This is a genomic window from Streptomyces sp. NPDC089799, from assembly GCF_040684755.1.
Classification (GTDB): Bacteria; Actinomycetota; Actinomycetes; order Streptomycetales; family Streptomycetaceae; genus Streptomyces.
In genome coordinates this window covers 34,019-59,560 of record NZ_JBFBGR010000025.1, presented here as the reverse complement: position 1 = coordinate 59,560, position 25,542 = coordinate 34,019, and the positions used below count along the sequence as shown (strand labels likewise).

Here is a 25,542-nt window from a genome sequence, read left to right as displayed (position 1 = left end):
CACGGTGTTGCCGCGAGCCCGGCCTCAGCGCTCCTCGAAGACCAGGTCCTCCGGCGGCACGGCCAGCCGGACGGTCTGCGCGTCCGTCTCCACCACCGTGGACAGGCCCGTGAACTGCCCCCGGGAGAGCACCAGCACCCGGTCGCCCCGCTGGTCCAGGTAGGCGCGGAAGCCGGCCAGCGAGGGATCACCCGCACCCAGCGTCAGATAGTCGGCCAGCCGGCGGAACAGCTTGGGCAGCAGCACCGCCGTCTCGGAGAGCGAGGCCAGCCCGTCGACCTTCGCGCCGTACAGGGTCTGGTCCAGCGGCCACAGGCCGAGCCCTTCGGAACGGGCCCGCAGCGTTGCGCCCGTCATGACCTCACGCAGCTCGGCGAACAGCTTCCGGTAGTACGTGGGGTACGCGAGCCCCGTCCGCAGCTGGTGCAGGTTGGCGGTCCGGCCGAGCAGCGCCGGGTCCACGTGCATCCAGGTCCCGCCCGGCGCCGGGGCGGGCCCGCGCCCCGCCAGCGCCACGCACCGGCCGTTGACGTCGGCGCCCCGGGTCAGCAGGTACCCGGGTGCGGTGGCGGGCTCCGAGGAGGTCACCGTGCCGTGGCCGTCCCGCAGCACCGCGGCGAAACCCAGCCAGGCCGTCAGCTCGTCCGCCGCGTCCTCCCCGAACGGCGTCGGCTGGCCCAGCTCGGCGCCGTGCGCCGGTACGTAGTGGGTCTCCAGGGTGTCGATGCCGTCCAGCCGGAGCTGCGCGGCACCCGCACGGTTCGCGCGCACCCGGTGCGGGCCCGGCACCAGTGCCCACTGTGAGGGGTCGGCGGGCACGAACCGCACCGAGTCCCCGTCCGGCCGGGCTCCCAGCACCCGGTAGCTTCCCTCGATCACGAGCATCGGCACGGCGGCCTCCCCATCGACGGCGCGGTCCAGCGGTCCAGCGGTCCAGCGGTCCAGCAGTGCAGTGGTGCAGCGGTGCAGTGGTGCAGCAGTGCTGCGGTGCAGTGGTGCTGCGGTCCTGCGGCGCTGCGTTCGTACGGTCCGGCGATCCTCTGTCAGCCGCTGTCAGGATCCCCGCTGGCGGGCCGCCGGAGAAGAGGGCGCCCCGGAGCGCCCCGCACCGCCCCGGACAGCGCCGCCAGCACCAGGGCGGCCCCGATCAGCCAGCCGCCCAGCACGTCGGACGGCCAGTGGACACCGAGGTACACCCGGGTGAACCCGACCCCGAGCACCGAGACGGCGGCCGCCGCCCACGCCCACGGCCGGCCGCCGGCCAGCCACAGCAGCAGCCCGCACACCACCGTCGCGGTCAGCGCGTGCCCCGAGGGGTAGGCCGCGTAGTCGGCGCTGTCCACCGGGTCCGGCCAGACCGGCCGGGCGCGGCCGACCGCGGCCTTCAGCCCCTGCTGCACCACCGAGGCCACCGCCAGGGTCACCAGGAAGCGCACGGCCAGGGCCCGTTCACCCCGCCACCACAGCCACCCGCACACCGCCGCCAGCAGGGCGCGCATCGTCCACGGGTCCCACACCCAGTCGCTCAGTACCCGTATGAGGGCGGTGACCGCCGGGTGCGTGACGGCGTGCTCGTGCAGCGCCACCGCGATCGCCGCGTCGAACCGGAGCAGCGCCGGCAGCCGCAGCACCACCAGCACGGTCAGTGCCGACGCGAGCAGCAGGCAGCCGGCGCAGGCCCCTCTCATCCCTGTGATCGTGCTCCGCATAGCTCGGCATCCTCGCACCGTGGCGCCGCCCTGTCGTGGCGCGGCGATCGGACGGCGCCGGGGGTTCCGCCTACGGTGGCCGTGGAAGCCCGTTCCGGAAGCGTGGAGGTGGGTGGTCATGCCGACGCCGGAGCAGACGCTGCACGTGAACGGAGTGGACCTGGCGGCCCGGACGTCCGGCGACCCGGCCGCACCGGCCGTCCTGCTGATCTCCGGGGCCGAGGCCACGATGGACTGGTGGGACGAGGAGTTCGTGGCCCGGCTCGCGAACGGCGGCCGGTACGTGGTGCGCTACGACACGCGGGACACCGGACGTTCCACGACCTGGCCGGTCGGCGCCCCCGGGTACACCCAGGCGGACCTGGTCGCCGACGCGATCGGTGTCCTGGACGCGCTCCGCATCCGTGCCGCGCACGTCGTGGGCATCTCCATGGGCGGTGCCATCGCCCAGCGGCTCTGTGTCGGACACCCGGACCGGGTGGCGACGCTCACCCTCATCGCCACCGGTCCGGACGGCCGCGGCGGGCCCGGACACCCCGGCCTGCCGCCGATGACCGACGAGTTGGCGAAGTGGTTCGAACACCCCGCCGGGGAACCGGACTGGACCGACCGCGAGTCGGTGGTCGCCCACTTCGTGGCGGCCGAGCACGCCTTCGCAGGCACGATCCCGGTTGACGAGGAGTCCCTGCGGCGGACCGCCGGCCGGGCCTTCGACCGCAGCCCCGTCCCCGCCGCCGCCGGCAACCACCGGCTGATCGAGGGCGGCACGCCGGTCCGCGACCGGCTCGGCGCGATCGCCGCCCCCACGCTCGTCCTGCACGGCACCGAGGACCCGTTCCTCCCCTACGCCCACGGCGAGGCCCTGGCCCGGGAGATCCCCGGCGCCCGGCTGGTCCCGCTCCCCGGCATGGGACACCAGATGCCCCCGCGCGAGGTCTGGAACACCGCCCTGTCCGCCATCCTCACCCACACCGCCCGCGCGTGACGCCGCGGCCCCGGCCATGATCCGCCGGAGAGGCCCTAGGTGAGGGCGGTCAGGCCCGGGCCGAAGGCGACCAGCAGCGGGAGTGCCGGGACCAGGGCCGCTGCCGCGGTCAGGCCCAGCCGGTGTCCGGGTGACAGCCGCGGGGTCGCCGCGAGCAGTCGGGTGACCCGCTGGGGGACGTGCGCCTCCGGCGGGGCGTACGGCCCGAACACGCCCCGGTCCTCGTTCAGCCCCACCAGCGCCAGCGCGGTGGTCAGCCGGCCGAACCGGCGCGAGGCCACGTCGTCCGCGGCCAGCTCCACCAGGTGGTGCATCTCGTCGCGGAACGCCGCGAACACCCGCACCTGCGGGAACGCCCCCGACAGGGCGCGGGCGCAGTTCAGCAGCCACTCGTGCCGGGCGACCGCGTGCCCCTGCTCGTGAGCGAGCACCGCGTCCAGCTGACGGCCCTTCAGCCGGTTCAGTGCGGCCGTGGTCACCACCAGCTGCGGGGCCGCCCCGGGCACCCACCACGCCCCGGGCCGTTCGCCCTCCAGCAGCACCAGCCGCACCGGACCGGGGTCCTCGCCGGGCAACAGCGGCGCCCGTACCAGCAGTTCGGAACGACGGGCGCGCCTGCGGGCCCGCGCCCGCAGCACCTCGCGGGTCAGCATCGCCCCGGTCCACACCGCACCGCCGGCCAGCACCACGGCCGTCCCGGCGGCCCACGGCCCGCCCGTGACCGGCCCGTACGCCTCGGCCACCCCGTGCGGGGCCGGCGCGAACAGCCGCCCGCGCACCGCCTGCCAGGCCGTGGCCGCGCTCAGCAGCATCGACAGGCCCAGGCAGAGCAGCACCCCGGCCACCGCGCACTGCCACACCCACAACGCCACCACCGGCTCGCGTTCGGGCCATGCCGCGCGGCCCAGCCAGCGGGGGGCCACGACGGCCGTCAGCGCGCCGAGCAGCAGGAGAACGGCGGAGACCATCATGTGCGACAGCCTATGAGCGGGCGTCTACCCGCAGGTACGGTCCGGTGGCATTGGTGACGGAGGACACGTTTCGCGGCGCGTCCCGCGACACTTTTCGCCGTGCATGTCGCGATGTGGCTCGCGCTGCGTTTCGAGTCGCTTCCCGAGTCGCTTCCCGAGTCGCTTCCCGAGTCGCTTCCCGCGCCGTGTGCCTTCGGACCGGAGCGGGTCGCGGTCACAGGGTGAGCAGCATCGCGAACATGCCCAGGCCCATGGCGAGTCGGCAGGCCCGGGTCAGCCCGGCGGGCCCGCCGGTGGTGACCCTCACCGCGGCGCTCCCCGCGCCCGTGCCCCCGGCCGCGACCACCGCCGGCGCCGAGGCCGGCACCAGCCGCGCACCGCTCAGCAGGACGTAGCCCGTGTAGTAGAGGAGCAGGGCCGCGGTCAGCGGCCGCACCTCCGGAGTGAAGGCCATGTGCACCATCGCCAGCGAGCCCACCAGGTGGTGCGCGTGATGGCGTCCGCCGGCCCGCAACTGCCACAGCGCGTGCGCCGAGGCGAGGCAGAACACCACGCCCAGCGCCAGATGGAACCCGCGTGCGCCCGCCGCCTGCGGTACCGCCATCGCCGCCATCCCCAGCCCCATCACCCCGTCCGCCCGGTCCGCCGCTCTGCGCCCGCGCAGCAGGCAGTACGCACCGCTGGACGCGCACAGCAGCACCAGCAGCCAGGACATCACGGGCGGCGCGGAATGGTGCACGGCGGAACCTCCCGGTTCGACGGTGACACCGGAAGAGATGCCCGCGCCGAGCCGCCCGCACGCCGGACCGGGTTAGGCTTCGGCGAGCAGAACACATGAACGGAGCCGCCGATGTCCACGCCCGCGTCCCTCAGTTTCCGCAGTGCCACCGAAGCCGACGTCGACTCCCTGGTCGCACTCGTCGAGTCGGCGTACCGGGGCGAGTCGAGCAGGGGCGGCTGGACCACCGAGGCGGATTACCTGGACGGCCAGCGCACCGACCCGGGCGGCGTGCGCCAGATCGTGGAGAACCCGGACTCCCTGCTGCTCGCGGTCGAGCGCGACGGCGGGCTGGTGGCCTGTTGCCAGCTCGAACACCGCGGTGACCACGCCTACTTCGGCATGTTCGCGGTCCGCCCCGGTCTCCAGGGCGCCGGACTCGGCAAGGAGATCCTGGCCGAGGCCGAGCGGTACGCGGCGCAGGAGTGGGGGGTGAAGGAGATGCGGATGACCGTGATCAACGTCCGCGACGAGCTCATCGCCTACTACGAGCGCCGCGGCTACCGCCGCACCGGCGAACTGAGCCCCTTCCCGTACGGGGACGAGCGCTTCGGCCGGCCGCGCCGTGACGACCTCGCCTTCGAACTGCTGGTGAAGCCCCTCTGAATCCCCCAGAGACCCTCCGAAGCCCTCTGAAGCCTGTCTGAAATCCGTCTGAAGCCCCTGCCGGGGCCCCTGCCGTCCGGCCGGTGCCGTCCCCGCCCGTCCTGCCCTGTCCGGTCCGAGTCGGACAGGGCAGGGGACCGGGGACCGGGGAGCGGCTAGGCGGTGAACCTGCCGGTGAGCCGGATCTCGGGGAAGTCGGTGGCGGCGCCGTCCAGTTCCAGCGCGCGCACCAGCCGCAGGTGGTCCATGGTGTTCACGGTCCAGCCGGTGACCCGCAGGCCCGCGGTGTGCGCGGACTCCACGGTCTCCAGCGTCAGCCGCCGGATGTTCAGGGAGACCGTCTCGGCACCCGCGGCCAGCGCCCGGTCCACGATGTCCTCGCCGTACCGGCTCGCCGTCAGCGTGGTCCGCACGCCCGGCACCAGCCGCGCCATCTCGGCCAGCGCCGCGTCCTGGACCGAGGCCACCTCCACCCGCGTGGTCAGGTCCAGCCGGAGCATGACGGCGGCCAGCGCCGCCGCGACGCCGCGGTCCGCGACCCCGACCAGCAGCGGGCTCCGGACGGCGTCGAGCACCTCCTCGAACAGCGGCACCCGTTCGCCCAGCCCGGCATCGAGCCCGCGCAGCTCGGCCAGGGTGAGGTCGCAGACGGCACCCGACCCGTCCGTGGTCCGGTCCACATCGGGGTCGTGCAGGACGACGAGTGCGCCGTCCTTGCTGACCTGTACGTCCAGACCGATGACATCCATGCCGGAACGTTCCGCGCGGACGAACGACCGGAGGGTGTTCTCCGGTTCGACACCCATGACTCCGCGGTGACCGATGGTGAGGAAAGTCAAGGTTCTCTCGCTTCCGTCGACGGCGGCTCCCGGCGACGGCCCGGTGTCCCTACCGAACCGCGCGGGTGAGGACGCATCGTAGTGCGCCGGAAGCAGGATGTGACCGGTCGTGCAGAGCGCCGGCAGGGCCGTCCGGCCGTTGCCCGGCTTGGCCGGAGCGGCCGCGTCCGGGCCCGCGCGACCGGGCCGTGTCACCCGGGCGTGGGCGCGTCCCCACCGCCTTGACCCGGGACCTCGACCTCAGGTCCAGGGTGAGACCCGGGGTCCGGCCCGGGCCGCTCCTCCAGGGCGTCGAGGTCCGCCAGCAGGGCCTCGGCGAGCTCCAGTTCGGCCAGGTGCTGCCGCTCGCTCCAGCGCAGCGCCAGGGCGGGGAAGGCCCACTCCGGGACCTCCGCCGCGTGCGCCATGGCCTCCCGTACGGCCGCCAGCTCGGCCCGGGTGCGCTCCTGGTGCTCCGCGACCATCGCCCGCAGCCGGTCCGGGTCGGACAGGTGGCCCAGCCAGATCCGCAGCAGCAGTCCGTGCTTGAGCACCGGCGGCCCGGCCTCGGCCGTGTCGGCCGCCCAGCCGGCGAGCGCCTCGCGCCCGTCGGGGGTGATGGCGTAGCGGCGCTTGGCCCGCGCCTCCTCGGGGCCGGAGCGCTCGGAGGCGGCGTACCCGAGCTGCTCCAGCCGGCGCAGCTCGGCGTAGATCTGGCTGATGGCCGGCGACCAGTAGAAGAAGCGGAGCGAGGAGTCGGCCCACTTCTTCAGTTCGTAGCCGGTGCGGGCGCCCGGGAACGAGAGCAGCCCGAGGACCGCCCACGCGGTCGGCGGAAGGTCTTGCTTCTTTTGCTTATGACTACTAGTCATATTCCGAATTGAAGTGAGGCCGGACACGGGACGCAACCCTGGAGGCACCGTGAAATTCTCCGTGATCTTCGAGGCACAGCTGGCAGACCCGACCGTCGAACGGGAGCACCAGGTCATCCGCGACTGCGTCGAGCAGGCGGTGCTCGCCGAACGCATGGGCTTCGACCGCATCTGGGCCGTCGAACACCACTCGCTGAAGTGGTACGCCCACATGAGCGCACCGGAGGTGTTCCTCAGCTTCGTGGCGGCCAGGACGAACACCATACGCATCGGGCACGGCGTCGTGTGCATGCCCTTCAATTTCAACCATCCGGCCCGGGTGGCCGAACGCGCCGCCATGCTGGACCTGCTCTCCGGCGGCCGGCTCGACCTCGGCGCCGGACGCGGCGGCACCGAACAGGAGACCTCCCTGTGCGGGGTGGACCGGGAGCGGACCGCCCAGGAGGTCGAGGAGGCGCTGCGGATCATCGGCAAGGCGTGGCAGCAGGACGAGCTGGAGTACCACGGCGAGCTCATCGACATCGCCCCGCACCCGATCCTGCCCCGGCCCGCACAGACCCCGCACCCGCCCCTGTTCCTGGCCTGCAGCCGCGAGGAGACGCTGGTCCAGGCCGCCGAACTGGGCATCGGCGCGCTGGTCATGGGCTTCGCCGGGCCCGAGTCGATCGCCGCGATGCGCACGGTCTACGACGCGGCCCGCGCGGGGCGCGACGGCAGCCGCTTCGTGTCCACGGCCGTCAACGACCACTTCTCGGTGCTCTGCCCCACCATCGTGCTCGACGACCCCGAGGAGGCCCGCCGCACCGGCATCCGCGGCCAGCGCTTCTTCGCCCAGTCCATCGGGCACTGGTACGGCGGGGCGGGCGTCCCCGACGAGGCGGTGGTCGACGGCACCGACGAGGCCGCCGAGATGCGCCGGGCCGCCGAGCAGGTCGTCGCCCGGCTCAACGAACAGCGGATCCCGGTACGGCCCACCTCCACCGCCACCTTCAACGCCGACCACGCGTACGGCAGCGCCGACGACGCCATCGCCTACGTGGAACGGCTCCGCGACGCCGGGGCCGACGAGATCATGTGCCTGGTCCAGATGGGCACCGTGCCGCAGGAGGCGTGCCTGGAGACCCTGCGGCAGTGGGGCGAGAAGGTCATCCCGCACTTCCGCAACGGCCTCCCGGCGGGACGGGGCGGGGCGGCGGTCCCGGACGGCCCGGGCGGCCCGGCGGCGACCGCCGGAGGTGCCGAATGACGGGCGTCCGCGGAACCGGGGCGCAGGGGGGTGGTGCGCCGCAGGCTCCGGCCGGCTCCGGCGGCGATGCGCCGCGGGCTCCGGCCGGCCCCGGCCCCGATTCCGCGGGCGCCGGTGCCCGCCCGGTCGGGGGCGGTGCCCGCCGGGATTCCGCCCTGCCGGCACCGGAGGCCGCCCGCGCCCCGGACGGCGCCTCCCGTCCCTCCGGGAGGGATCGCCTCGATCCCGCCGCGCGCCCCTTCGCCGACGCGCTCACCGCCGTCTTCCCCGACGTGGGCGGGGCCGTCACCGACGCCGCCGAGGCCCGGCGGATCCTCGCCGCCGCCCCCCGGACGCCCGGCGGACCGGTCCGGGTCGGCGCGGTGGAGGACCGGACCGTCCCCGGCCCGCCGGGAGCCCCTCCCGTCCCGGTCCGGATCTACCTCCCCGACCCCGGGGAACGGCCCGGACCGCGCCCCACCGTGGTCTTCAGCCACGGCGGCGGCTTCGTCCTGTGCGACCTCGACACCCATGACGCCACCGCCCGCGCGTTCTGCCGGGAGGCCGGTGCCGCCGTGGTCTCGGTGGACTACCGGCGCGCCCCCGAGCACCCCTTTCCGGCCCCGCTGGAGGACGTCCACGCCGTCCTGTGCTGGGCCGGGGAGCACATCGGCGAGCTCGGCGGCGACCCGGACGCCCTGGTGGTGGCCGGGGACAGCGCCGGAGGCACCCTGTCCGCCGCCGCGCTGCTCCTGGCCGCGGAGCGGGGCGGCCCGCCGGTCGCCCTGCAGGTGCTGGTCTACCCGGCGGTCTCGGCCGGGCTCGCCTTCGACTCGTACCGGCGCAACGCGTCCGGCTACTACCTCACCACCGCCCACCTCCGCTGGTTCTGGGCGCAGTACCTCGGAGCCGGCGGTGATCCCCGCGACCCCCTGGTCTCGCCGCTGCACGCCCCCGCAGCGGCCCTGGCGGCGCTGCCGCCCGCCCATGTGGTGGTCGCCGGGTGTGATCCGCTGCACGATGACGGGCTGGCCTGGCACCGGGCGCTGCTCGCCCACGGGGTCCCCTCGGTCCTCGATTCCCACCCGGGGATGTTCCACGGATTCCTCGCGCTGGCCGACCACTTGCCCGCTGCGGGGGCCGCGCTGCAAAGAATCGGTGGAGCCATCTCCTCCACGGTGGCCCACGGGAAGTCTTCCGGTGAACCGAGGGGGGCGGCAGGATAATTTCCGGCATCCCCTCTTGAGCAGGAGAGCCTCACATGTATACGTTGTCCATACGTGAGGTTCTCCTGTGGAGGAAGTGACATGACGGAAACTCTTGTGCCGGGCGTCGGCGGGGCCGTAATAACCGCCGGGTCGCGGGTGGTGGACCACCCCGCGTGGCCCGCGCTCAAGGCCGCCGTGGAGGAGATCCGCCCCTGGCAGTCCAAGGACGGCTCCATCGACTTCGCCGCCGAAGGCGCCCCCGGCCGTGCGGACGCGGAGGACACCGTCCGCCGCGTGATCGCCGCCGTCGAGGAGCTCTCCCCGCTGCTGCCGCACGCCACCGCCTACCACGAGGCCCTCGTCTCCGACCTGCGCAAGTGGGCCGAGAGCGGCTTCCCGGTGCCGGACTTCCTCGACTCCCTGCTGGCCTTCCACCCCGCCGCCGAGCGCGTGGACGGCCGCCAGCACCTCGTCGTGTTCCCGATGTACACGCAGAACGGCAACCCGGACCGCAACCTGGAAGCCGTCGTGCTGAAGATGGTGTGGCCCGAGTGGCTCTCCGAGCTGGAGCGCACCCGCTACGACAACCCGCTGTTCCTCGGCATCACCTTCGAGGACTTCACCGCGGGCTACGACACCAACTCCGCCGTGCTCTTCCCGGAGACCATCGCCGTCCGCGAGGCCCCCGAGCGCTTCACCTGGGGCGGCATCTTCTGCGACCGCGAGGCCGCCCGCTTCCGCAAGGTGACCGAGGCCGCCGTCGAGACCCTGGGCATGCAGCTGCCCGAGGACATCGCCGCGATGATCACCGACCAGGAGCGCTGCGAGAAGGCGTTCGTCCTGTGGGACATGGTCCACGACCGCACCCACAGCCACGGCGACCTGCCGTTCGACCCCTTCATGATCAAGCAGCGCCAGCCGTTCTGGATGTACGGCCTGGAGGAGCTGCGCTGCGACCTCACCGCCTTCAAGGAGGCCGTGAAGCTGGAGGCCGAGGGCAACGTCCACGGCCGCGACGTGCAGTACGCCGTGCTGTTCGACCGGATGTTCCGCTTCCCGCTGACCGGTGACCGCACCCGCAACTACGACGGCCTCGGCGGCCAGCTGCTCTTCGCCTACCTCCACAAGCACGACGTGGTGCGCTGGACGGACAACAAGCTGCGGATCGACTGGGAGCGCGCCCCCCAGATCACCAACCAGCTGTGCGGCGAGATCGAGCAGCTGTACCGGGACGGCATCGACCGCCCCAAGCTCGTGCACTGGTTCAAGGGCTACGAGCTGGTCTCCACCTACCTGGCCCCGCACCCGGGCTCCAAGTGGGCCAAGGGTCCGGACGCGCTGGACCTCACGCAGCCGCCCCGCAAGCTCGTGGACGACGTGCTTCCCGACGAGTTTCCGCTCAGCATGTTCTTTGAGGCGCTCGCCAAGAAGCTCAAGGGAGTGATCGCCTCCACGAAGGGGATCACCGCGCAGAACGCCGACCTCGCCGACGGCGCGCGGACTGCCGCGTGAACCCCAGCCCACAGGAGGCCAGCCAGATGAACGGTGCCGCGAACGGCAACGGGAACGGAATTCTCAGCGGAGCAGTGGTGGCGGTGGCCGGGGCCGGCGGCCCCGCCGGCCGCGCCGCCCTGCTGCGGCTCGCCGAGGCGGGCGCCACGGTCGTCGCGTCCGACGCGGACCCGGCCCGCCTGGCCGAGGCCGTGGACGCGGCCCGCTACGCCCACGGCGGGGCCACCGTCACCGGTGACACCGTGGACCTGCTCGACCTCGAAGCCACCAAGGAGTGGGCCGCCCGTACCGAGAAGGAGTTCGGGCGGGTCGACGGCCTGGTCCACCTGGTCGGCGGCTGGCGCGGCAGCAATTCCTTCACCGAGACGGACCTCGGGGACTGGGACTTTCTGGAGAAGCTCCTGATCCGTACGGTCCAGCACACCTCGATGGCCTTCCACGACGGCCTGATGCGCAGCGGCAACGGCCGCTACGTCCTGGTCAGCCAGTCCGGCGCGCACAAGCCGGTGGCGAACAACGCGGCGTACAACGCGGGCAAGGCCGCCGCCGAGGCGTGGACGCTGGCGATGGCCGACTCCTTCCGCAAGGCGGGAGGCGACGACGGACCGCGCGCCGCGGCTGCGATCCTGATCATCAAGGCACTGGTGCACGACGCCATGCGCGCCGAGCGCCCCAACGCGAAGTTCGCGGGCTTCACCGACGTCAAGGAGCTGGCCGAGGCCATCGTCGGCGTCTGGGAGCGGCCCGCCCCGGAAGTGAACGGACAGCGTCTGTGGCTCACCCCGCAACCCTGAGGACCGATGCCCGCCGGCACCACGATCCGGCGGTGCGCGGCTTCGCCAGCGACAACTACGCGGGAGCGCACCCGGAGATCCTGGAGGCGATCGCCCTCGCCAACGGCGGCCACCAGGTCGCCTACGGCGAGGACGAGTACACCGAGCACCTCCAGAAGATCATGCGCAGCCACTTCGGCCCGTACGCGGAGGCCTTCCCGGTCTTCAACGGCACCGGCGCGAACGTCACCGCCCTCCAGGCGATGACCGACCGCTGGGGCGCGGTGATCTGCGCCAAGTCCGCCCACATCAACGTGGACGAGGGCGGCGCGCCGGAGCGGATGGCGGGCCTCAAGCTGCTCGCCGTCCCCACCCCGGACGGCAAGCTCACCCCCGAGCTGATCGACCAGGAGGCCTGGGGCTTCGAGGACGAGCACCGGGCCATGCCGCAGGTCGTGTCGATCACCCAGAACACCGAGCTGGGCACGGTCTACACCCCGGACGAGATCCGGGCGATCTGCGAGCACGCGCACGCGCTCGGCATGAAGGTCCACCTCGACGGTGCCCGGATAGCCAACGCCGCGGCCTCGCTCGACGTGCCGATGCGCACCTTCACCAATGCGGTGGGCGTCGACGTGCTGTCGTACGGCGGCACGAAGAACGGCATGCTGTTCGGCGAGGCCGTGGTGGTCGTCAACCCGGACGCGGTCCGGCAGATGAAGCACATCCGCAAGATGTCCATGCAGCTCGCCTCGAAGATGCGCTTCGTGTCGGTGCAGCTGGAGGCGCTGCTGGCCAAGGACCTGTGGCTGCGCAACGCCCGGCACGCCAACGAGATGGCGCAGCGGCTCGCGGCCGGCGTGCGCGAGGTGGACGGGGTGGAGATCCTCTACCCGGTCCAGGCGAACGCGGTGTTCGCGAAGCTGCCGCACGAGGTCTCCCGGCGGCTGCAGCAGCGGTACCGCTTCTACTTCTGGGACGAGGCCGCCGGGCACGTCCGGTGGATGTGCGGCTTCGACACCCAGATCGAGGACGTGGACGGCTTCCTGCAGGCCCTGAAGGAAGAGATGGCCCGCTGAGGGACCGCCGCTAGATCGATAGACATGCGAATCTCTGCATAGGTATGCTCCTGGATCATGGAATTGATCCAGGAGCATTCCGACGTGTCCGCCTACCTTGCCGCGGACGAAACCATCGACCACGGCCACCCGCTGGTCCAGGAGACCGCGGACGCGCTCTGGACCGCCACCGGCGACGCATACTCATACGCCGAGGCGGCCTTCGAGTTCGTCCGTGACACCATCCCGCATTCCGCCGACTCCGGGGACGTGCGGGTCAGCTGGCGCGCCTCCGACGTGCTCGCCACCCGCAACGGCATCTGCTACGCCAAGTCCCACGCACTGGCCGCGCTGCTGCGGGCCCGGGGCATCCCCACCGCGCTGTGCTACCAGCGGCTCACCGAGGACGGGGGCTCGGACCCCGCCGTGCACGGTCTGGTCGCCGTCCTGCTGCCGGGGGAGAGCGGCTGGGCGCGCCAGGACCCCCGGGGCAACAAGCCGGGCGTGGACGCCCGGTTCTCGCTCCACGGCGAGCAGCTGGCCTTCCCGGTCCGCCCGGAGCTCGGTGAGGTCGACTACCCGGTGCTGTACGCCGCCCCGCACCCGGCCGTACTCCGGTCCCTGCGGGAGTCCCCGGACCGGCCCGCCCTCTGGCGGAACCTGCCCACCGCCCTGTAGTCCGCCGGCTCCGCCCCCCGCCCGGCAGGGTTCCGCCCGGTCCGGCCCCGCCTCAGCCGGTCTCCGTCCCCGTGGAGCCGGCCCGCCGCGCCGGCCCCTGCCCTATGGCCGGCGCGGCGCCCGGTGCATCCGAGGCATCCATGGCATCCGCGCTACCGGCCGTATGCACGGCATCCGCGGTGCCCGCGGGCCGCGGGGCGGGGGACCGCCCCCGCACGAACCCGTGCAGCAGTGCGGCGGCGAGCTGCAGCGCGGCGATGCCCAGCAGTAGCACCCGCGGCGGCGCGGACGCGGCCAGCCCGGCCAGGGCCGCGCCGACCGCCGCCGCGGTGACCTTCAGCCCGGCCCCCAGCGTGAACACCTGGGTGCGCGCCTCCGCCGGCGCGTGCTCCGCGCGCAGCCGCAGGGTGGCCGTCAGCAGCGGCCCGTCGCACACCCCCGCCACCCCGAACAGCACCACGACCAACGGCAGCGACGGAGCGGCCGCCGCCGCGGCGAGCGCCGCCCCCGTGCCCGCCAGGGCCCAGCGGGCCAGCCGGCCGGGCTCCACCCGGGTGACCCGGCCCAGCGTCAGCGCCCCCGTCAGCGCCCCCACCGCGAACGCCGTCAGCAGCACCCCGCCGCCGCGCGGAGTCAGCAGCACCACGGTCGTGCTCAGCGCCCCGATCCCGAGGAAGGCCAGCGTGGTCGCCGAGGTGATCGCGCGCAGCTCCCGCACCCGCCACAGGGCGGCCAGCCCCGCCGCCATCCCCGCCCCCAGCGAACCGCCACCGCCGGCCGCCGGGGCGTAGGGGAGCGTAGCCGCCAGGACGGCGGCCACGGCCGCACCCGAGGCCAGCAGCAGCACCCCCGGACCGGCCGACCCCAGCATCGCGAAGGTGCTCACCACGACCGGAGCCGTCACCGAGGCCGCGTTGTAGGTCGCCGCGTCCCAGCCGTACGCCCGGTCCCGCCCCGGTCCGGGCGGCACCAGGCCGGCGACCAGGCTGGACAGCCCGCCGGTCACCATCGGACCGCAGGAGCCGCCGGCCAGCGCCACCGCGAGCACCACCGGGGCCGGCGCCCGGCCGACCAGCAGGGCGAGAGCGGCCATGGCGGCCGCGAAACCGGCCAGCGCGCCCACGTGGAAGACCCGCGGGCGCCCGCTGCGCGCCGCCAGGGCCCCCGCCACCGGGGCCGCCAGGACGTGCGGGGCCAGCCAGCCGGTGAGTACGAACGCCCCGTACGCCGCGCTGCCCGTGCGTTCCAGCGCCAGCAGGACCAGCGCGATCCCCATGCCTTCGGACGCGAGCCGCGCGGCCACCGCCGCGCACAGATATCTCCGTAACGCCTTCATGCGTCAAGACGTTACAGTGTGGGTGTGAAAGGTTTCGACCCCCTGTCGCGGCTGCTCGACATCGCCGAAGCGGTCCGTGTCCGCCCCGACCTGCCCCGGACCGAGCTCGCGGCCCTCCTCGCCCGGCACGGCGAGAAGCCGGAGGACCTGGACGGGCCCGCCTTCACCGAGGCGGACGCGGCCGTACTGCGCGCGGCCGCGCTGCGGATGGGCGCGGTGCTCGCGGAAGACGACGCGGACCGCGCCGCACGCTCCCTGAACGAGGTCTTCGACGCCTGCGGGGCCCGCCCGAGGCTGAGCCGCCACGACGGCCACGCCTGGCACCTCCACGCCGACCGGGAGGGGGCGGGCTGGGGCGAGTGGTTCATGGCCTCGGGCGCCCTGGCGCTGGCCGGGCTGCTCACCGAGTACGGCCGTACGGCCTGGGGCGCCTGCCCGGCGAGCGGCTGCGGCCGGTACTTCCTGGGCGCGGGCCCCGGCAGTCCGCGCCGCTACTGCTCGACCGCCTGCTCCGGCCGCGCCCGCGTGGCCGCCCACCGCCGCCGGCAGGCGCCCTCCGGGTAACCGCAGACCCGGATGAACCTGCAGTCCGCCGCCGCCCGAAGGCCCTCACGCAGCGGCCCGGGCACGCGCGTCATCGCCCGGAGCGCGTCCGTGGCGGCCCTCGCGACCCGGCTCTCGATCGTGAGCTTCGCCGGGGAACTGCCGGACTTGGCCCCCACCCTGCAGCGGCTGTTCCGCAACCAGGAGGACCTCGGCAACTCCTTCAAACCGTTCTTCGGCGAACGCACCGGCAACGAGCTGACCGCGCTCCTGAAGCACCTGGACGGGACGCTGGAGGAGGCCACCCACCGCCTGGAGGGCGACTTCGAGGCGGACATCCAGGACTACGACGAGGCGCACGACCACATCCTCGCCATGGCCGACTTCCTGTCCTGCGGGATCATCAAGAAGTTCCCGGACCAGTTCAAGAAGAACCCGGGGCAGGACGCGATCTGCCCCTGACGACCCGTGACGTCGTACGGGACCGCCTGCCCCGGCGGGCGTGCGGTCCCGGCGTCCCACCCGGGCGGGTCAGACCCCGCCCGCCTCCTTGACCTGCTGGGGCGTCGGCGCCGTACCGCCCATGTGGGCCGGCAGCCACCACGAGTCCTCGTCGCCCTTCGGGCGGCCCGGATAGGCGCGCTGCGCCGCCTCCAGCAGCTCGTCGACCCGCCCGCGCAGCTTGCGGGTGAGGGCGCCCGCGAACTGGTCCGCCGGGGCCTCCATCGGCTCGCCGACCCGCAGGGTCACCGGGATGTGGCTGCGCTTGAGGTCCTTGGGGCGGCCCTTGGTCCACAGCCGCTGGGTGCCCCACAGCGCCACCGGGATCACCGGGACGCCCGCCTCCTGCGCCATGCGCACCGCACCCGACTTGAAGCTCTTCAGGGTGAACGACTGGGAGATCGTCGCCTCGGGGAAGACCCCGATGATCTCACCGGCGCGCAGCGCGGCGAGCGCCTGCTGGTAGGCCGACTCACCCTGCGCCCGGTCCACCGGGATGTGCTTCATCGCGCGCATCAGCGGACCCGACACCTTGTGACGGAACACCGACTCCTTCGCCATGAACCGGACCAGCCGCTTCGACGGCCGGGCGGTGAGCCCGGCGAAGATGAAGTCGAGGTACCCGATGTGGTTGGAGACCAGAACGGCGCCGCCCTTGCGGGGGATGTTCTCGGTGCCCTTCATGTCGATCCGGATGTCGAGCGCCTTGAAGAGGGTGTGGGCGGCGCCGATCACCGGGGGGTAGACGAGGTCAGCCATCGTGGGGGACATCCCGCTTTCTGCCTGGGGAGGTGGGAGGTGCTCCCGGCTGTAGGTGCTGTGAGGGGGTGCCGCGTACCCGTGGGGCGTACGCGGGTGCTTCCCTGTGCTCCGAGGGCACGTCCGCAGTGCTTCGGGTACACAAGTTACGCCGACGTAGGTTACGCGGCCCCGTGGATCGTCTCCCAAACGGCCCCCGCAGACCACCCCGGGGGGACCCGGCAGGGGAGATTCTCGTCACGCCGTGAAGCCCGCGGGGAATGCGGCGCACCCCCTCGGCGCTCGGATCGGCGTACGAGCACACTGGCGGCAGGGACGGGAGCGTACGTGGGCGCGCAGCAGGCGCAGCAGCCGCAGCGGGACGAGCGGCCGGAGGGGCCCCCGGGCGGGCGGCCGGACGGGCCCGCGCCGGAGCCGGGGATCGGGGCCGCGGAACTCGGTGCCGAGCCGGGGGAGCGGGCCACCCTGGTGCAGTTCTCCAGCGCCTTCTGCCGGCCCTGCGTGGCCACCCGGCGGATCCTCGCCGAGGTCGCCGCCATGGTCGAGGGCGTGGTGCACATCGAGATCGACGCCGAGGAACGCCTCGGACTGACCCGGCTGCTGGGCGTCGACCGGACCCCGACCGTGCTGGTCCTGGACGCCTCCGGCCGGATCGTCCGGCGGGCCGTCGGCCTGCCCCGCAAGGCCGATGTGATCGCCGCCCTCGGTGCCGCCGTCTGACCGCAGAGGCCGCGGCTCCGGGGCTCGAACCCGGGAGCGCGCGCCCGGGGGCCGCCAGTGACGCGGCTGACATCTGCGGGCCTGCGCTTGACGCCGCGCGCCGGTGATCGACAGGCTGACCGCACGTGGTACGAACAGAAGGAATTGTCGATGACGGCCCCGCCCGCACCAGCAGAGACCCAGCAGGGCTCACCCGAGCTGCTCCGCTCGGTCTTCCGGCAGCACGCCGCCGGTGTGGCGGTGATCACCGCGGCCCACGGCGGCCGTCCGGCCGGTTTCACCGCGACCTCCCTCAATTCGGTCTCCGCCGAACCGCCGCTGCTCTCCTTCTCCGTGGGCACCGGCTCCTCCAGCTGGCCCGCACTGGCCGCTTCGGACCACGTGGGCGTGCACATACTCGGCGAGCACCAGCGGGAGGTGGCCGGGCTGTTCGCGCGCAGCGGCGCCGACCGGTTCGGCCCGTCCACGGCCTGGCGCCACGGCCCCCACGGGGTGCCGCTGCTGGACGGGGTGCTGGCCTGGCTGGTGTGCCGGGTGGTGGCCCGGGTCCCGGCGGGGGAGCACCGGGTCGTCATCGCGGAAGTGATTGCGGGGGACCCGCTCGGGGAAGGCCGCGGACAGGGGCGTCCCCTGCTGTACCACGGGGGCCGCTTCAACGCGCTGCGGGACTGAATCGTCCCGGTCGGCCCCGTTGGCAAGGTCACAGTCCACCGGCCTTGCAACCTGGCGAAACGCACGCTGTACTGACGAGTAACATTTCGATCGGAGCGCGGGCCGCCCCGACCGGGAGGCGGCCGAGAAGGCGCCTATGCTGCCAGCTACAAGGCAGCACCAGAAAAGACGATGCAGTAGGAGAGCCGGCGTGAGCTTGAGGATCGTTGTCTGTGTGAAGTACGTGCCCGACGCCACCGGCGACCGGCACTTCGCCGATGACCTGACCGTGGACCGGGACGACGTCGACGGCCTGCTGTCGGAGCTCGACGAGTACGCCGTCGAGCAGGCGCTGCAGATCTCCGAGAACTCGGACGACGACGTGGAGATCACCGTCCTGACGGTCGGTCCCGAGGACGCCAAGGACGCGCTGCGCAAGGCGCTGTCGATGGGCGCCGACAAGGCCGTCCACGTCGAGGACGACGACCTGCACGGCACCGACGTCATGGGCACCTCCCTGGTGCTGGCCAAGGCCGTCGAGAAGGCCGGGTACGACCTGGTCATCACCGGCATGGCCTCGACCGACGGCACCATGGGCGTGCTCCCGGCGATCCTGGCCGAGCGCCTGGGCGTCCCGCAGGTCACCCTGCTCTCCGAGGTCAAGGTCGAGGACGGCACCGTCACCGGCCGCCGCGACGGCGACTCCGCCAGCGAGCAGCTGGAGGCCTCCCTCCCGGCGGTCGTGTCCGTGACCGACCAGTCCGGCGAGGCCCGTTACCCGTCCTTCAAGGGCATCATGGCGGCCAAGAAGAAGCCGGTGGAGTCCTGGGACCTCTCCGACCTCGACATCGACGCCGAGGAGGTCGGCCTGGAGGGTGCCTGGACCGCGGTCGACTCCGCCGCCGAGCGTCCGGCCCGTACCGCCGGAACGATCGTCAAGGACGAGGGCGAGGGCGGCAAGCAGCTGGCCGAGTTCCTGGCCGGCCAGAAGTTCATCTAGGACTTCGGTCACCCCAACCGCCCCTCACCCTTTCGTAACAGCAGGAGAGCAGTCCCATGGCTGAAGTTCTCGTCTACGTCGACCACGTGGACGGCGCCGTCCGCAAGCCCACCCTCGAGCTCCTGACGCTCGCCCGCCGCATCGGCGAGCCCGTGGCCGTCGCCCTGGGCGCCGGCGCCGAGGCCACCGCCGCCACCCTCGCCGAGCACGGCGCGGTCAAGGTCCTCACCGCCGACGCCCCCGAGTTCGCCGACTACCTGGTCGTCCCGAAGGTGGACGCGCTGCAGGCGGCGTACGACGCGGTCTCCCCGGCCGCCGTGCTGGTCCCGTCCTCCGCGGAGGGCAAGGAGATCGCCGCCCGCCTGGCCGTCCGCATCGGCTCCGGCATCATCACCGACGCCGTCGACCTGGAGGCGGGTGACGAGGGTCCGGTCGCGACCCAGTCCGCGTTCGCCGCGTCCTTCACCACCAAGTCCCGTGTCTCCAAGGGCACCCCGGTCATCACCGTCAAGCCGAACTCGGCCCCGGTGGAGGCCGCCCCGGCCGCCGGCGCCGTCGAGGCCCTGGCCGTCACCTTCGGCGCCCTCGCCACCGGCACCAAGGTCACCGCGCGCACCCCGCGCGAGTCGACCGGCCGCCCCGAGCTGACCGAGGCCGCGATCGTGGTCTCCGGCGGCCGCGGCGTCAACGGCGCCGAGAACTTCGGCATCATCGAGGCCCTCGCCGACTCGCTCGGCGCGGCCGTCGGCGCCTCCCGCGCCGCCGTCGACGCCGGCTGGTACCCGCACTCCAACCAGGTCGGCCAGACCGGCAAGTCGGTCTCCCCGCAGCTGTACATCGCCTCCGGCATCTCTGGTGCGATCCAGCACCGGGCCGGCATGCAGACCTCGAAGACCATCGTGGCCATCAACAAGGACGCCGAGGCCCCGATCTTCGACCTGGTCGACTACGGAGTGGTCGGCGACCTCTTCCAGGTCGTCCCGCAGCTGACGGACGAGATCAAGGCGCGCAAGGGCTGATCCGCCCGATCCGCCGCCCAGGTCATCCTGACCTGCGCAGACATTCGGTCCCGGGGCCGCGTGGTGATGCTCACCACGCGGCCCCGGGCCGTTTGCATGCACCATTGACTGAGCGGAACGACCTGACTAAATTCTGCTATGCGGATCAATGCTTCCGTGAAGCGGAAAATAGGAGTGTGCAGGATGGGTCAGCAGGAGAAGGTGGCGACGAGCCTCGCAGGTGCGGTCAGCGAGGGCATCAGCGCCTCCCTCGCACCGGTGGACGCGGAACTCGCGCGCCGCTACCCGGGCGACCCCGGCACGCGCCAGCCGATCCACACGGTGTACGTCCCCGGTGACGTCTTCGCCGCGGACACCATCCGCACCTGGGGCGACCAGGCACTGGCCGCGCTCGACGAGCACGCCCCGGACGCCGCCACCTTCGGCAAGGTCCTCGGCATCAACGACGAGCTCGCCGGCACCGTCTACGAGCGCGTCCGCGCCAAGCTCGCCTCCGAGCCGATCGAGGACCTGCGCATCGACTTCGAGGACGGCTTCGGCGTCCGGTCCGACGAGGAAGAGGACCAGGCAGCCGCCCGCGCCGCCCGGCTCGTCTCCGAGGCGTACTCCAACGGCACCAACGCCCCGTACATGGGCATCCGGATGAAGTGCATGGAGTCCAACGTCCGGGACCGCGGCATCCGCACCACCGACATCTTCCTGTCCGGCCTGCTCGCCCACGGCGGCCTGCCCGACAACCTGGTCCTCACCCTCCCGAAGGTGACCTACGCCGAGCAGGTCTCCGCCTTCGTCGAGCTGCTGGAGGCCTTCGAGTCCACCCGCGGTCTGCGCCCGGGCCGCCTCGGCTTCGAGATCCAGATCGAGACCAGCCAGTCCATCCTGGCCTCGGACGGCACCGCGACCGTGGCCCGCATGATCGACGCCGCCAAGGGCCGCGCCACCGGCCTGCACTACGGCACCTTCGACTACAGCGCCTGCGTCGGCGTCTCCGCCGCCTACCAGGCCAGCGACCACCCGGCCGCCGACCACGCCAAGGCGATCATGCAGGTGGCCGCCGCCGGCACCGGCGTCCGCGTCTCCGACGGCTCGACCAACGTGCTGCCCATCGGCACCACGGAGAAGGTCCACGAGGCCTGGAAGCTGCACTACGGGCTGACCCGCCGTGCCCTGGCCCGCGCCTACTACCAGGGCTGGGACATGCACCCGGGCCACCTCCCGACCCGCTACGCCGCGGTGTTCACCTTCTACCGCGAGGGCCTGGAGGCCGCCGCGGCCCGCCTGAAGGCGTACGTCGCCAAGATCGAGGGCGACGTGATGGACGAGCCCGCCACCGCCAAGGCCCTGGCCGGCTACCTGGTCCGCGGCCTGGACTGCGGCGCCGTCGGCGCCGACGAGGTCACCGGCCTCACCGGCCTGAGCCGCGCCGAGCTCGACGCGTTCGCGATCCCGCGCCGCTCGGCGACCCTGACGGCCACGTCCTGACGCCGGCGGCCACGGCCTGACGCCGGCGGCACTGCCGCCCGTGTCGGGTCCGGCCCCGTCCCGCCCGCTGCCCGGCGCACGATTCCCGTGCGCCGGGCAGCGGCGTTCACCGGGCCGGAACCCCTACGGCCCCTCCAGCGGCAGCAGCCACAGCCGCACGGAACCGGAGTCGGTGCTCGCGGCCAGCAGGCTGCCGTCCGGGGAGAAGGCCACGCCCCGGTAACCGAGGGTGGGGAGCGGGCCGCCCGGCAGGTAGGGCGGATGGGCGCCGGTCCGGCGCTCCGGCTGCCACTCCGGGAGCCACAGCTCCTCCCCGTCGGCCGTCCTGGACAGCCGGAGCGCCGCCTTCGCCGATGCCGAGGCCAGGAACCGGCCGTCCGGTGAGAAGGCGAGATCGCGGATGCCGGCGATGTGGGCCCGCACCCGTGGCCCCGGCTGGAATCCCCGTGTATGCCACAGCCGCAGTCCGCCGTCGGCATCGCCGACGGCCAGCAGGTGACCCCCGGGGCCGAGGGCGAGTGCTGTCACTTCGGCGTCCCCCTCGTCCGTACCTCCGGGGAACGCTCCGGGAGTGGACTCGTCGAAGGGGAGTTCGAGGTGCACGCGGCCCTCGACACCCACCGCCAGCAACCGCCCGTCCGCAGAAAGGGCCAGGCAGCGGGCTGGGCCGGCGAAGTCGACCAGAAGGTCCGTTTTCCTGTTGCCGTTGCCGTTGCCGTTGCCGTTGCCGTTGCCGTCACGGACGCTCGCGGACGGGTCGTGCCGTGTGATCCGCACGGCTCCGTCCGCCGTGATCACCGCGGAGACGCTGCCGTCCGCCGAGAACGCCGCCCGTACGCTGAGAGCGGCACTGCCCGCCGGGAGGAGACCCCCGGGGTCCTCCGGATGCCAGAGCCCCGGAAGCCCGTCCCGGCCCCGGAGCACGGGGAGTGCTCCGACACCGGAGTCCCCCGGGTCCACCGCCTCCTCGGGCAGCGGCCGGCCCTCGGCATCCCAGGCGACCAGAGTCCGTTCGCCGTACTCGGCCACGAGCCGGCGGCCGTCCGCCGAGAACGCCAGGAGCCCCGGGCCCGGCCGGGGCTCCGTCGCGGAGGAGCGGGCGGAGTCCGGGGCCGGGCCGTCCGGCGCCGCCGACCGGCCGGCCGACCAGGTCAGTGAGGGGAGCGCCAGGATGTTGCCGCGGCTCAGCGCACCCGTGAGCGCGCGGTGTGCCGGTTCGGTGAGCCGATCGGGTGGGGCGGGCACGGCCGTCCGTTCGTGGAGCTCCACGGTCCGGCGCCCGTCCGCGACGGCGAGGACGTTTCCGTCCGGGGAGAAGGCCAGGACGGTCGGGGACGAGCCGGGCCCGGCCAGGGCCGGCCCGACCGCGGAACCGGTGGCCGAATCCCAGAGCCTGACCCCGTGGAGCGGCCCGGCCGTGGCCAGCATCCGGCCGTCGGGCGAGAACACGACCGCGGCCAGCTCGGGATCGCGCGTGGTGATCGGCGGCCCGAACGCCGTCCCGGTGGCCACCTCCCACAACCGCACCGACCCGTCGTCCGCTCCGGTGAACAACAACCGGTCATCAGGGCTGAGATGGCCCATGATGACGTCGCCGGTATGCCCGGTGAGCGGCCCGCCGACAGCCGTGCCGCCCACGAGGTCCCAGAGCCAGGCGGTGCCGCCGTTGGCCACCGTCGCGAGCAGCCGTCCGTCGTCCAGCCAGCTGAGCCCGGCCATGTCGCCGAGGTGCCGGGGCAGGGGCGGTCCGAGTGGTTGCCGGGTGTCCACGTCCCACAGCTGCGCCCGATCGTCCGCGTCGAGCAGGCACAGGGTGCGGCCGTCCGGCGAGATTCCCACGCCCTGCCCTGTTTGATCGGTGTGCAGCCGGACCGATTTCCGGGGGATGCCCGCACTCAGGTTCCACAGGCGCAGACCGTCCTGGCCTCCGCTGGTCGCCAGCAGCGTTCCGTCGTGCGAGAGTGCTGCGAGAAGCCGTTCGGGCGGTCCGTCGCCCACCACGCCGACGGGCAGGGCGCCCCACGGGTCCCAGAACCGCACCCTGCCGTCCTCCCCTGCCGTGAGGAGCAGCCGTCCATCGGCGGAGAAGTCCATCCCGCACACTCCGGTGGCCTCGGGCGGCAGCCGCCGGGCCGGGAGGTACCGGTGGGTCTTCGGTTCCTCGGTCCCGGGCCGCTCCTCGGTCCTCGCCCGGGTCCTTCCCCCGGCGCGCTCCCCGGCTTTCCTCCCGGTTTCCGTTCCGGTGTAGGCCCCGCCTTTGAGGGGGAATGCCGCGGGTGGTTTCCGTCCGGCGGGTGGCTCCGTCGCGGAGCCGAGGGCCGACAGGGCCGACAGGGCCGACCAGCGCTTCCGCCATTCCGCGAGGCGGGGGTCCTGGTGGCCCGGGACGGACGTCTCCTGGCCGTACTCGTCGTAGGAGTACAGGATGCGGACCAGGCCCATCAACAGGTCGAAGCCGGGCAGCCGTTTGCCGCGGAACACGTCGCTCTGGGTGGCCACCGGGAGCCGGATGCCGGACCCGGACTTCCGGGCCCGGGACTCCAGTTCGCGGTACGAGGGGTTGCCGCGCTCGCGCCTCAGCGTGCGCAGTCCCTCGGCCAGCCCTTCGAGTTCCTCGTCGAACGTGCCGCTCGCTCCCATGACCGAGCAGCGTAGGGGCTGTGGGCCGAACGCCGCCGGAGATTCCCGGACATCGCCGAACGGCCGGGGTGTTCGGTGGTGTCCGGCGCAGCCGACGGCGGGCCGGGGCCGAACGGGGCCGGGCAGAAGGGGAGTTCGGCGGTGATCCGGTCCGGTCAGGTTCGTTCCCGCGGTGCCGGGCGGCGGCGTCGGGCGGGGTGGAATCGGAGCATGACGACAACACCGCAGCACCGTGACGAGCCGTTCCTGTCCCTGCACACCGCCGTCGTGCTGATCTGCGCCGTGCTCGTGGGCGGCGTGGCCGGCGGCCTGACCTTCCTCGGCGGCACCGGCGTCGCCCTGTCGGTGCTCGCCGGGCTGACCGCCTCCGGCGTCTCGGTGCCCGTCCTGCGGGGGCTGATCCGGTGACGCCGGGCCGGTTCAGGGCGCGGGCGGGAGTTCGCCGGAGCCGCGGGGAACCAGCCGGGTGGGCAGCTCGATGCGCTCGGGCGCCGGCCGGTCGCCGTCCAGGCGGGCGAAGAGCCGCTCGGTGGCCACCCGGCCCAGCGCCGCCGCGTCCTGTGCGACCACGGTGACGCCCGGCCGCAGCAGGTCGGCGAGTTCGAAGTCGTCGAAGCCGACCAGGGCGACCGGGCGGGTGAGGGCGGCCAGCACCCGGACCACGGTCACGGTGACCCGGTTGTTCCCCGAGAACAGGGCGGTCACCGGGGCCGGTCCGGCCAGCATCGCCGTCGCCGCGGCCGTGACCCGCTCCGGCGCCGTGGACCCCAGGGAGACCCAGGACCCGTCCACCGGCAGGCCGGCGTCGGACATCGCGGCCCGGTAGCCGCGGAGGCGTTCGGTGGCGGTGTGGATACGGGCGTGGTCGCCGATGAACCCGATGCGGCGGTGACCGCGGGCGATCAGGTGGGCGACCCCCTGGCGGGCGCCGCCGAAGCTGTCCGAGAGCACCACGTCCGCGTCGATCCGGCCGGCCGGGCGGTCCACGAAGACCGTCGCCACGCCGGCCCGCATCTCCGGCTCCAGGTACCGGTGGTCGTCGCCGGCCGGGATGACGATCAGGCCGTCCACCCGGCGTGCGCACAGGGCGAGGGCCAGCTCCCGTTCCCGGTCGGGGTCCTCCGCGCTGGAGCCGTTGACGAGCAGCGCGCCGTGCGCCCGCGCGACCTCCTCCACGGCGCGGTTCAGCGGCCCGTAGAAGGGGTCCGCCAGGTCCTCCAGGACCAGGCCGACGGTGGCCGTGCGCCCCTTGCGGAGGACGCGGGCGCTGTCGTTGCGGCGGAACCCGAGCGCCTCGATGGCCTCCTGGACGCGGCGCTCGGTCTCCGTGGTGACGCCGGGCTCGCCGTTCACCACCCGGGACACGGTCTTCAGGCCCACCCCGGCACGGGACGCCACGTCCTTCATGGTCGGCCGGTTGCCGTAGCGGGGATCGGACGGGCGGCGGGACTCGGGCACGGTGGCGGGACCTCCGGACGGGCGGGCGGAGCGGGGCGTGAGGGCAGGGCGGGGCGGTGAGGGCAGGGCGGGGTGGGGCGGTTGGTGCGGAGCGGTTGGTGCGGAGCGGGACGGCGCTCCGAGGTCGAGGATAAGCAGTCGGATGACAATCGGGTTTGCCGGTGGGGGTGTTCCGGGTGGACGGCCTCCCGTGCCGGGGTGTTACCGGCCAGTGGGTTTCCGCGCCCGGGTGTTCCGGGC

Annotated in this window: 26 protein-coding genes; 16 read left to right on the top strand and 10 right to left on the bottom strand. The window is 73.5% G+C overall.

Annotated features, from left to right (window positions below; translation table 11 throughout):
• Window positions 1-24: 24 nt before the first annotated feature.
• Together AB0O36_RS25520 and AB0O36_RS25515 are read right to left on the bottom strand one after the other, a co-directional pair.
• Window positions 25-885, bottom strand: a complete 861-nt coding sequence (locus AB0O36_RS25520) for a nuclease (RefSeq protein WP_365114481.1) — start codon at window positions 883-885, stop codon at window positions 25-27.
• A gap of 158 nt (window positions 886-1,043) precedes the next feature.
• On the bottom strand, window positions 1,044-1,688 hold the full coding sequence (locus AB0O36_RS25515; RefSeq protein ID WP_365114384.1) for a phosphatase PAP2 family protein: 645 nt from the start codon (window positions 1,686-1,688) through the stop codon (window positions 1,044-1,046).
• A 139-nt stretch (window positions 1,689-1,827) separates the two neighbouring features.
• Here AB0O36_RS25515 and AB0O36_RS25510 point away from each other — a divergent pair, with 139 nt between their 5' ends.
• Entirely contained in the window at window positions 1,828-2,694 is an 867-nt protein-coding gene (locus AB0O36_RS25510) for an alpha/beta fold hydrolase (protein WP_365114382.1), read from the top strand.
• Window positions 2,695-2,729: 35 nt separating this feature from the next.
• Here the strand turns inward: AB0O36_RS25510 and AB0O36_RS25505 are convergent, their stop codons facing one another.
• Together AB0O36_RS25505 and AB0O36_RS25500 are read right to left on the bottom strand one after the other, a co-directional pair.
• Window positions 2,730-3,665 (bottom strand): M56 family metallopeptidase, encoded by a 936-nt coding sequence (locus AB0O36_RS25505; protein WP_365114380.1) that lies wholly within the window; start codon window positions 3,663-3,665, stop codon window positions 2,730-2,732.
• A gap of 214 nt (window positions 3,666-3,879) precedes the next feature.
• Entirely contained in the window at window positions 3,880-4,380 is a 501-nt protein-coding gene (locus tag AB0O36_RS25500) for a DUF5134 domain-containing protein (protein WP_365114479.1), read from the bottom strand.
• A gap of 135 nt (window positions 4,381-4,515) precedes the next feature.
• Here AB0O36_RS25500 and AB0O36_RS25495 point away from each other — a divergent pair, with 135 nt between their 5' ends.
• Window positions 4,516-5,049 (top strand): GNAT family N-acetyltransferase, encoded by a 534-nt coding sequence (locus AB0O36_RS25495; protein WP_365114378.1) that lies wholly within the window; start codon window positions 4,516-4,518, stop codon window positions 5,047-5,049.
• 155 nt (window positions 5,050-5,204) lie between these two features.
• On the opposite strand, the gene AB0O36_RS25490 is transcribed toward AB0O36_RS25495, so the two are convergent.
• Window positions 5,205-5,888, bottom strand: coding sequence for a glycerophosphodiester phosphodiesterase family protein (locus AB0O36_RS25490; RefSeq protein WP_365114376.1), 684 nt, complete (start codon window positions 5,886-5,888; stop codon window positions 5,205-5,207).
• 191 nt (window positions 5,889-6,079) lie between these two features.
• Window positions 6,080-6,739, bottom strand: a complete 660-nt coding sequence (locus AB0O36_RS25485; RefSeq protein WP_365114374.1) for a PadR family transcriptional regulator — start codon at window positions 6,737-6,739, stop codon at window positions 6,080-6,082.
• Window positions 6,740-6,788: 49 nt separating this feature from the next.
• Between AB0O36_RS25485 and AB0O36_RS25480 the strand changes: the two genes are divergently transcribed.
• The 6 genes from AB0O36_RS25480 (at window position 6,789) to AB0O36_RS25455 (ending at window position 13,193) form a co-directional block, all read left to right on the top strand.
• Window positions 6,789-7,985 (top strand): LLM class flavin-dependent oxidoreductase, encoded by a 1,197-nt coding sequence (locus AB0O36_RS25480; protein WP_365114372.1) that lies wholly within the window; start codon window positions 6,789-6,791, stop codon window positions 7,983-7,985.
• A complete protein-coding gene (locus tag AB0O36_RS25475; RefSeq protein ID WP_365114370.1) occupies window positions 7,982-9,190 on the top strand; it encodes an alpha/beta hydrolase fold domain-containing protein in 1,209 nt (402 codons plus the stop codon). Before AB0O36_RS25480 ends, AB0O36_RS25475 begins: the two co-directional genes overlap by 4 nt.
• Window positions 9,191-9,271: 81 nt before the next feature.
• A complete protein-coding gene (locus AB0O36_RS25470; RefSeq protein ID WP_365114368.1) occupies window positions 9,272-10,684 on the top strand; it encodes a DUF6421 family protein in 1,413 nt (470 codons plus the stop codon).
• A gap of 26 nt (window positions 10,685-10,710) precedes the next feature.
• Window positions 10,711-11,478, top strand: coding sequence for an SDR family oxidoreductase (locus AB0O36_RS25465; protein ID WP_365114366.1), 768 nt, complete (start codon window positions 10,711-10,713; stop codon window positions 11,476-11,478).
• Window positions 11,475-12,536, top strand: coding sequence for a low specificity L-threonine aldolase (locus AB0O36_RS25460; protein WP_365114477.1), 1,062 nt, complete (start codon window positions 11,475-11,477; stop codon window positions 12,534-12,536). The genes AB0O36_RS25465 and AB0O36_RS25460 overlap by 4 nt, the downstream gene beginning before the upstream one ends.
• A gap of 57 nt (window positions 12,537-12,593) precedes the next feature.
• The gene (locus AB0O36_RS25455; protein WP_365114364.1) at window positions 12,594-13,193 is read left to right on the top strand and encodes a transglutaminase family protein; all 600 of its coding nucleotides are present in this window, start codon (window positions 12,594-12,596) and stop codon (window positions 13,191-13,193) included.
• Window positions 13,194-13,245: 52 nt separating this feature from the next.
• Here the strand turns inward: AB0O36_RS25455 and AB0O36_RS25450 are convergent, their stop codons facing one another.
• Window positions 13,246-14,529, bottom strand: coding sequence for an MFS transporter (locus AB0O36_RS25450; protein WP_365114362.1), 1,284 nt, complete (start codon window positions 14,527-14,529; stop codon window positions 13,246-13,248).
• 24 nt (window positions 14,530-14,553) lie between these two features.
• Here AB0O36_RS25450 and AB0O36_RS25445 point away from each other — a divergent pair, with 24 nt between their 5' ends.
• Window positions 14,554-15,093 carry a CGNR zinc finger domain-containing protein gene (locus AB0O36_RS25445; RefSeq protein ID WP_365114360.1) on the top strand — a complete coding sequence of 180 codons (540 nt, stop codon included), beginning with the start codon at window positions 14,554-14,556 and terminating at the stop codon, window positions 15,091-15,093.
• A 90-nt stretch (window positions 15,094-15,183) separates the two neighbouring features.
• The gene (locus AB0O36_RS25440; RefSeq protein ID WP_365114359.1) at window positions 15,184-15,534 is read left to right on the top strand and encodes a hypothetical protein; all 351 of its coding nucleotides are present in this window, start codon (window positions 15,184-15,186) and stop codon (window positions 15,532-15,534) included.
• 69 nt (window positions 15,535-15,603) lie between these two features.
• On the opposite strand, the gene AB0O36_RS25435 is transcribed toward AB0O36_RS25440, so the two are convergent.
• Window positions 15,604-16,332, bottom strand: a complete 729-nt coding sequence (locus tag AB0O36_RS25435; protein ID WP_365114357.1) for a lysophospholipid acyltransferase family protein — start codon at window positions 16,330-16,332, stop codon at window positions 15,604-15,606.
• A 420-nt stretch (window positions 16,333-16,752) separates the two neighbouring features.
• Here AB0O36_RS25435 and AB0O36_RS25430 point away from each other — a divergent pair, with 420 nt between their 5' ends.
• The 5 genes from AB0O36_RS25430 (at window position 16,753) to AB0O36_RS25410 (ending at window position 21,204) form a co-directional block, all read left to right on the top strand.
• Window positions 16,753-17,052 carry a thioredoxin family protein gene (locus AB0O36_RS25430; RefSeq protein WP_365114475.1) on the top strand — a complete coding sequence of 100 codons (300 nt, stop codon included), beginning with the start codon at window positions 16,753-16,755 and terminating at the stop codon, window positions 17,050-17,052.
• Between the two features lie 150 nt (window positions 17,053-17,202).
• Entirely contained in the window at window positions 17,203-17,724 is a 522-nt protein-coding gene (locus AB0O36_RS25425; RefSeq protein WP_365114355.1) for a flavin reductase family protein, read from the top strand.
• Window positions 17,725-17,914: 190 nt separating this feature from the next.
• Window positions 17,915-18,703, top strand: a complete 789-nt coding sequence (locus AB0O36_RS25420) for an electron transfer flavoprotein subunit beta/FixA family protein (RefSeq protein ID WP_365114353.1) — start codon at window positions 17,915-17,917, stop codon at window positions 18,701-18,703.
• 56 nt (window positions 18,704-18,759) lie between these two features.
• On the top strand, window positions 18,760-19,722 hold the full coding sequence (locus tag AB0O36_RS25415) for an electron transfer flavoprotein subunit alpha/FixB family protein (RefSeq protein WP_365114351.1): 963 nt from the start codon (window positions 18,760-18,762) through the stop codon (window positions 19,720-19,722).
• Between the two features lie 183 nt (window positions 19,723-19,905).
• On the top strand, window positions 19,906-21,204 hold the full coding sequence (locus tag AB0O36_RS25410; RefSeq protein ID WP_365114350.1) for an aldolase: 1,299 nt from the start codon (window positions 19,906-19,908) through the stop codon (window positions 21,202-21,204).
• A gap of 123 nt (window positions 21,205-21,327) precedes the next feature.
• On the opposite strand, the gene AB0O36_RS25405 is transcribed toward AB0O36_RS25410, so the two are convergent.
• On the bottom strand, window positions 21,328-23,844 hold the full coding sequence (locus AB0O36_RS25405) for a WD40 repeat domain-containing protein (RefSeq protein ID WP_365114348.1): 2,517 nt from the start codon (window positions 23,842-23,844) through the stop codon (window positions 21,328-21,330).
• Window positions 23,845-24,054: 210 nt separating this feature from the next.
• Here AB0O36_RS25405 and AB0O36_RS25400 point away from each other — a divergent pair, with 210 nt between their 5' ends.
• Window positions 24,055-24,252 (top strand): hypothetical protein, encoded by a 198-nt coding sequence (locus AB0O36_RS25400; RefSeq protein ID WP_365114346.1) that lies wholly within the window; start codon window positions 24,055-24,057, stop codon window positions 24,250-24,252.
• A 12-nt stretch (window positions 24,253-24,264) separates the two neighbouring features.
• Here AB0O36_RS25400 and AB0O36_RS25395 read toward each other — a convergent pair whose 3' ends face one another.
• Complete coding sequence (locus AB0O36_RS25395) at window positions 24,265-25,251, bottom strand: LacI family DNA-binding transcriptional regulator (RefSeq protein ID WP_365114473.1); 987 nt, start codon at window positions 25,249-25,251, stop codon at window positions 24,265-24,267.
• Window positions 25,252-25,542 lie beyond the last annotated feature (291 nt).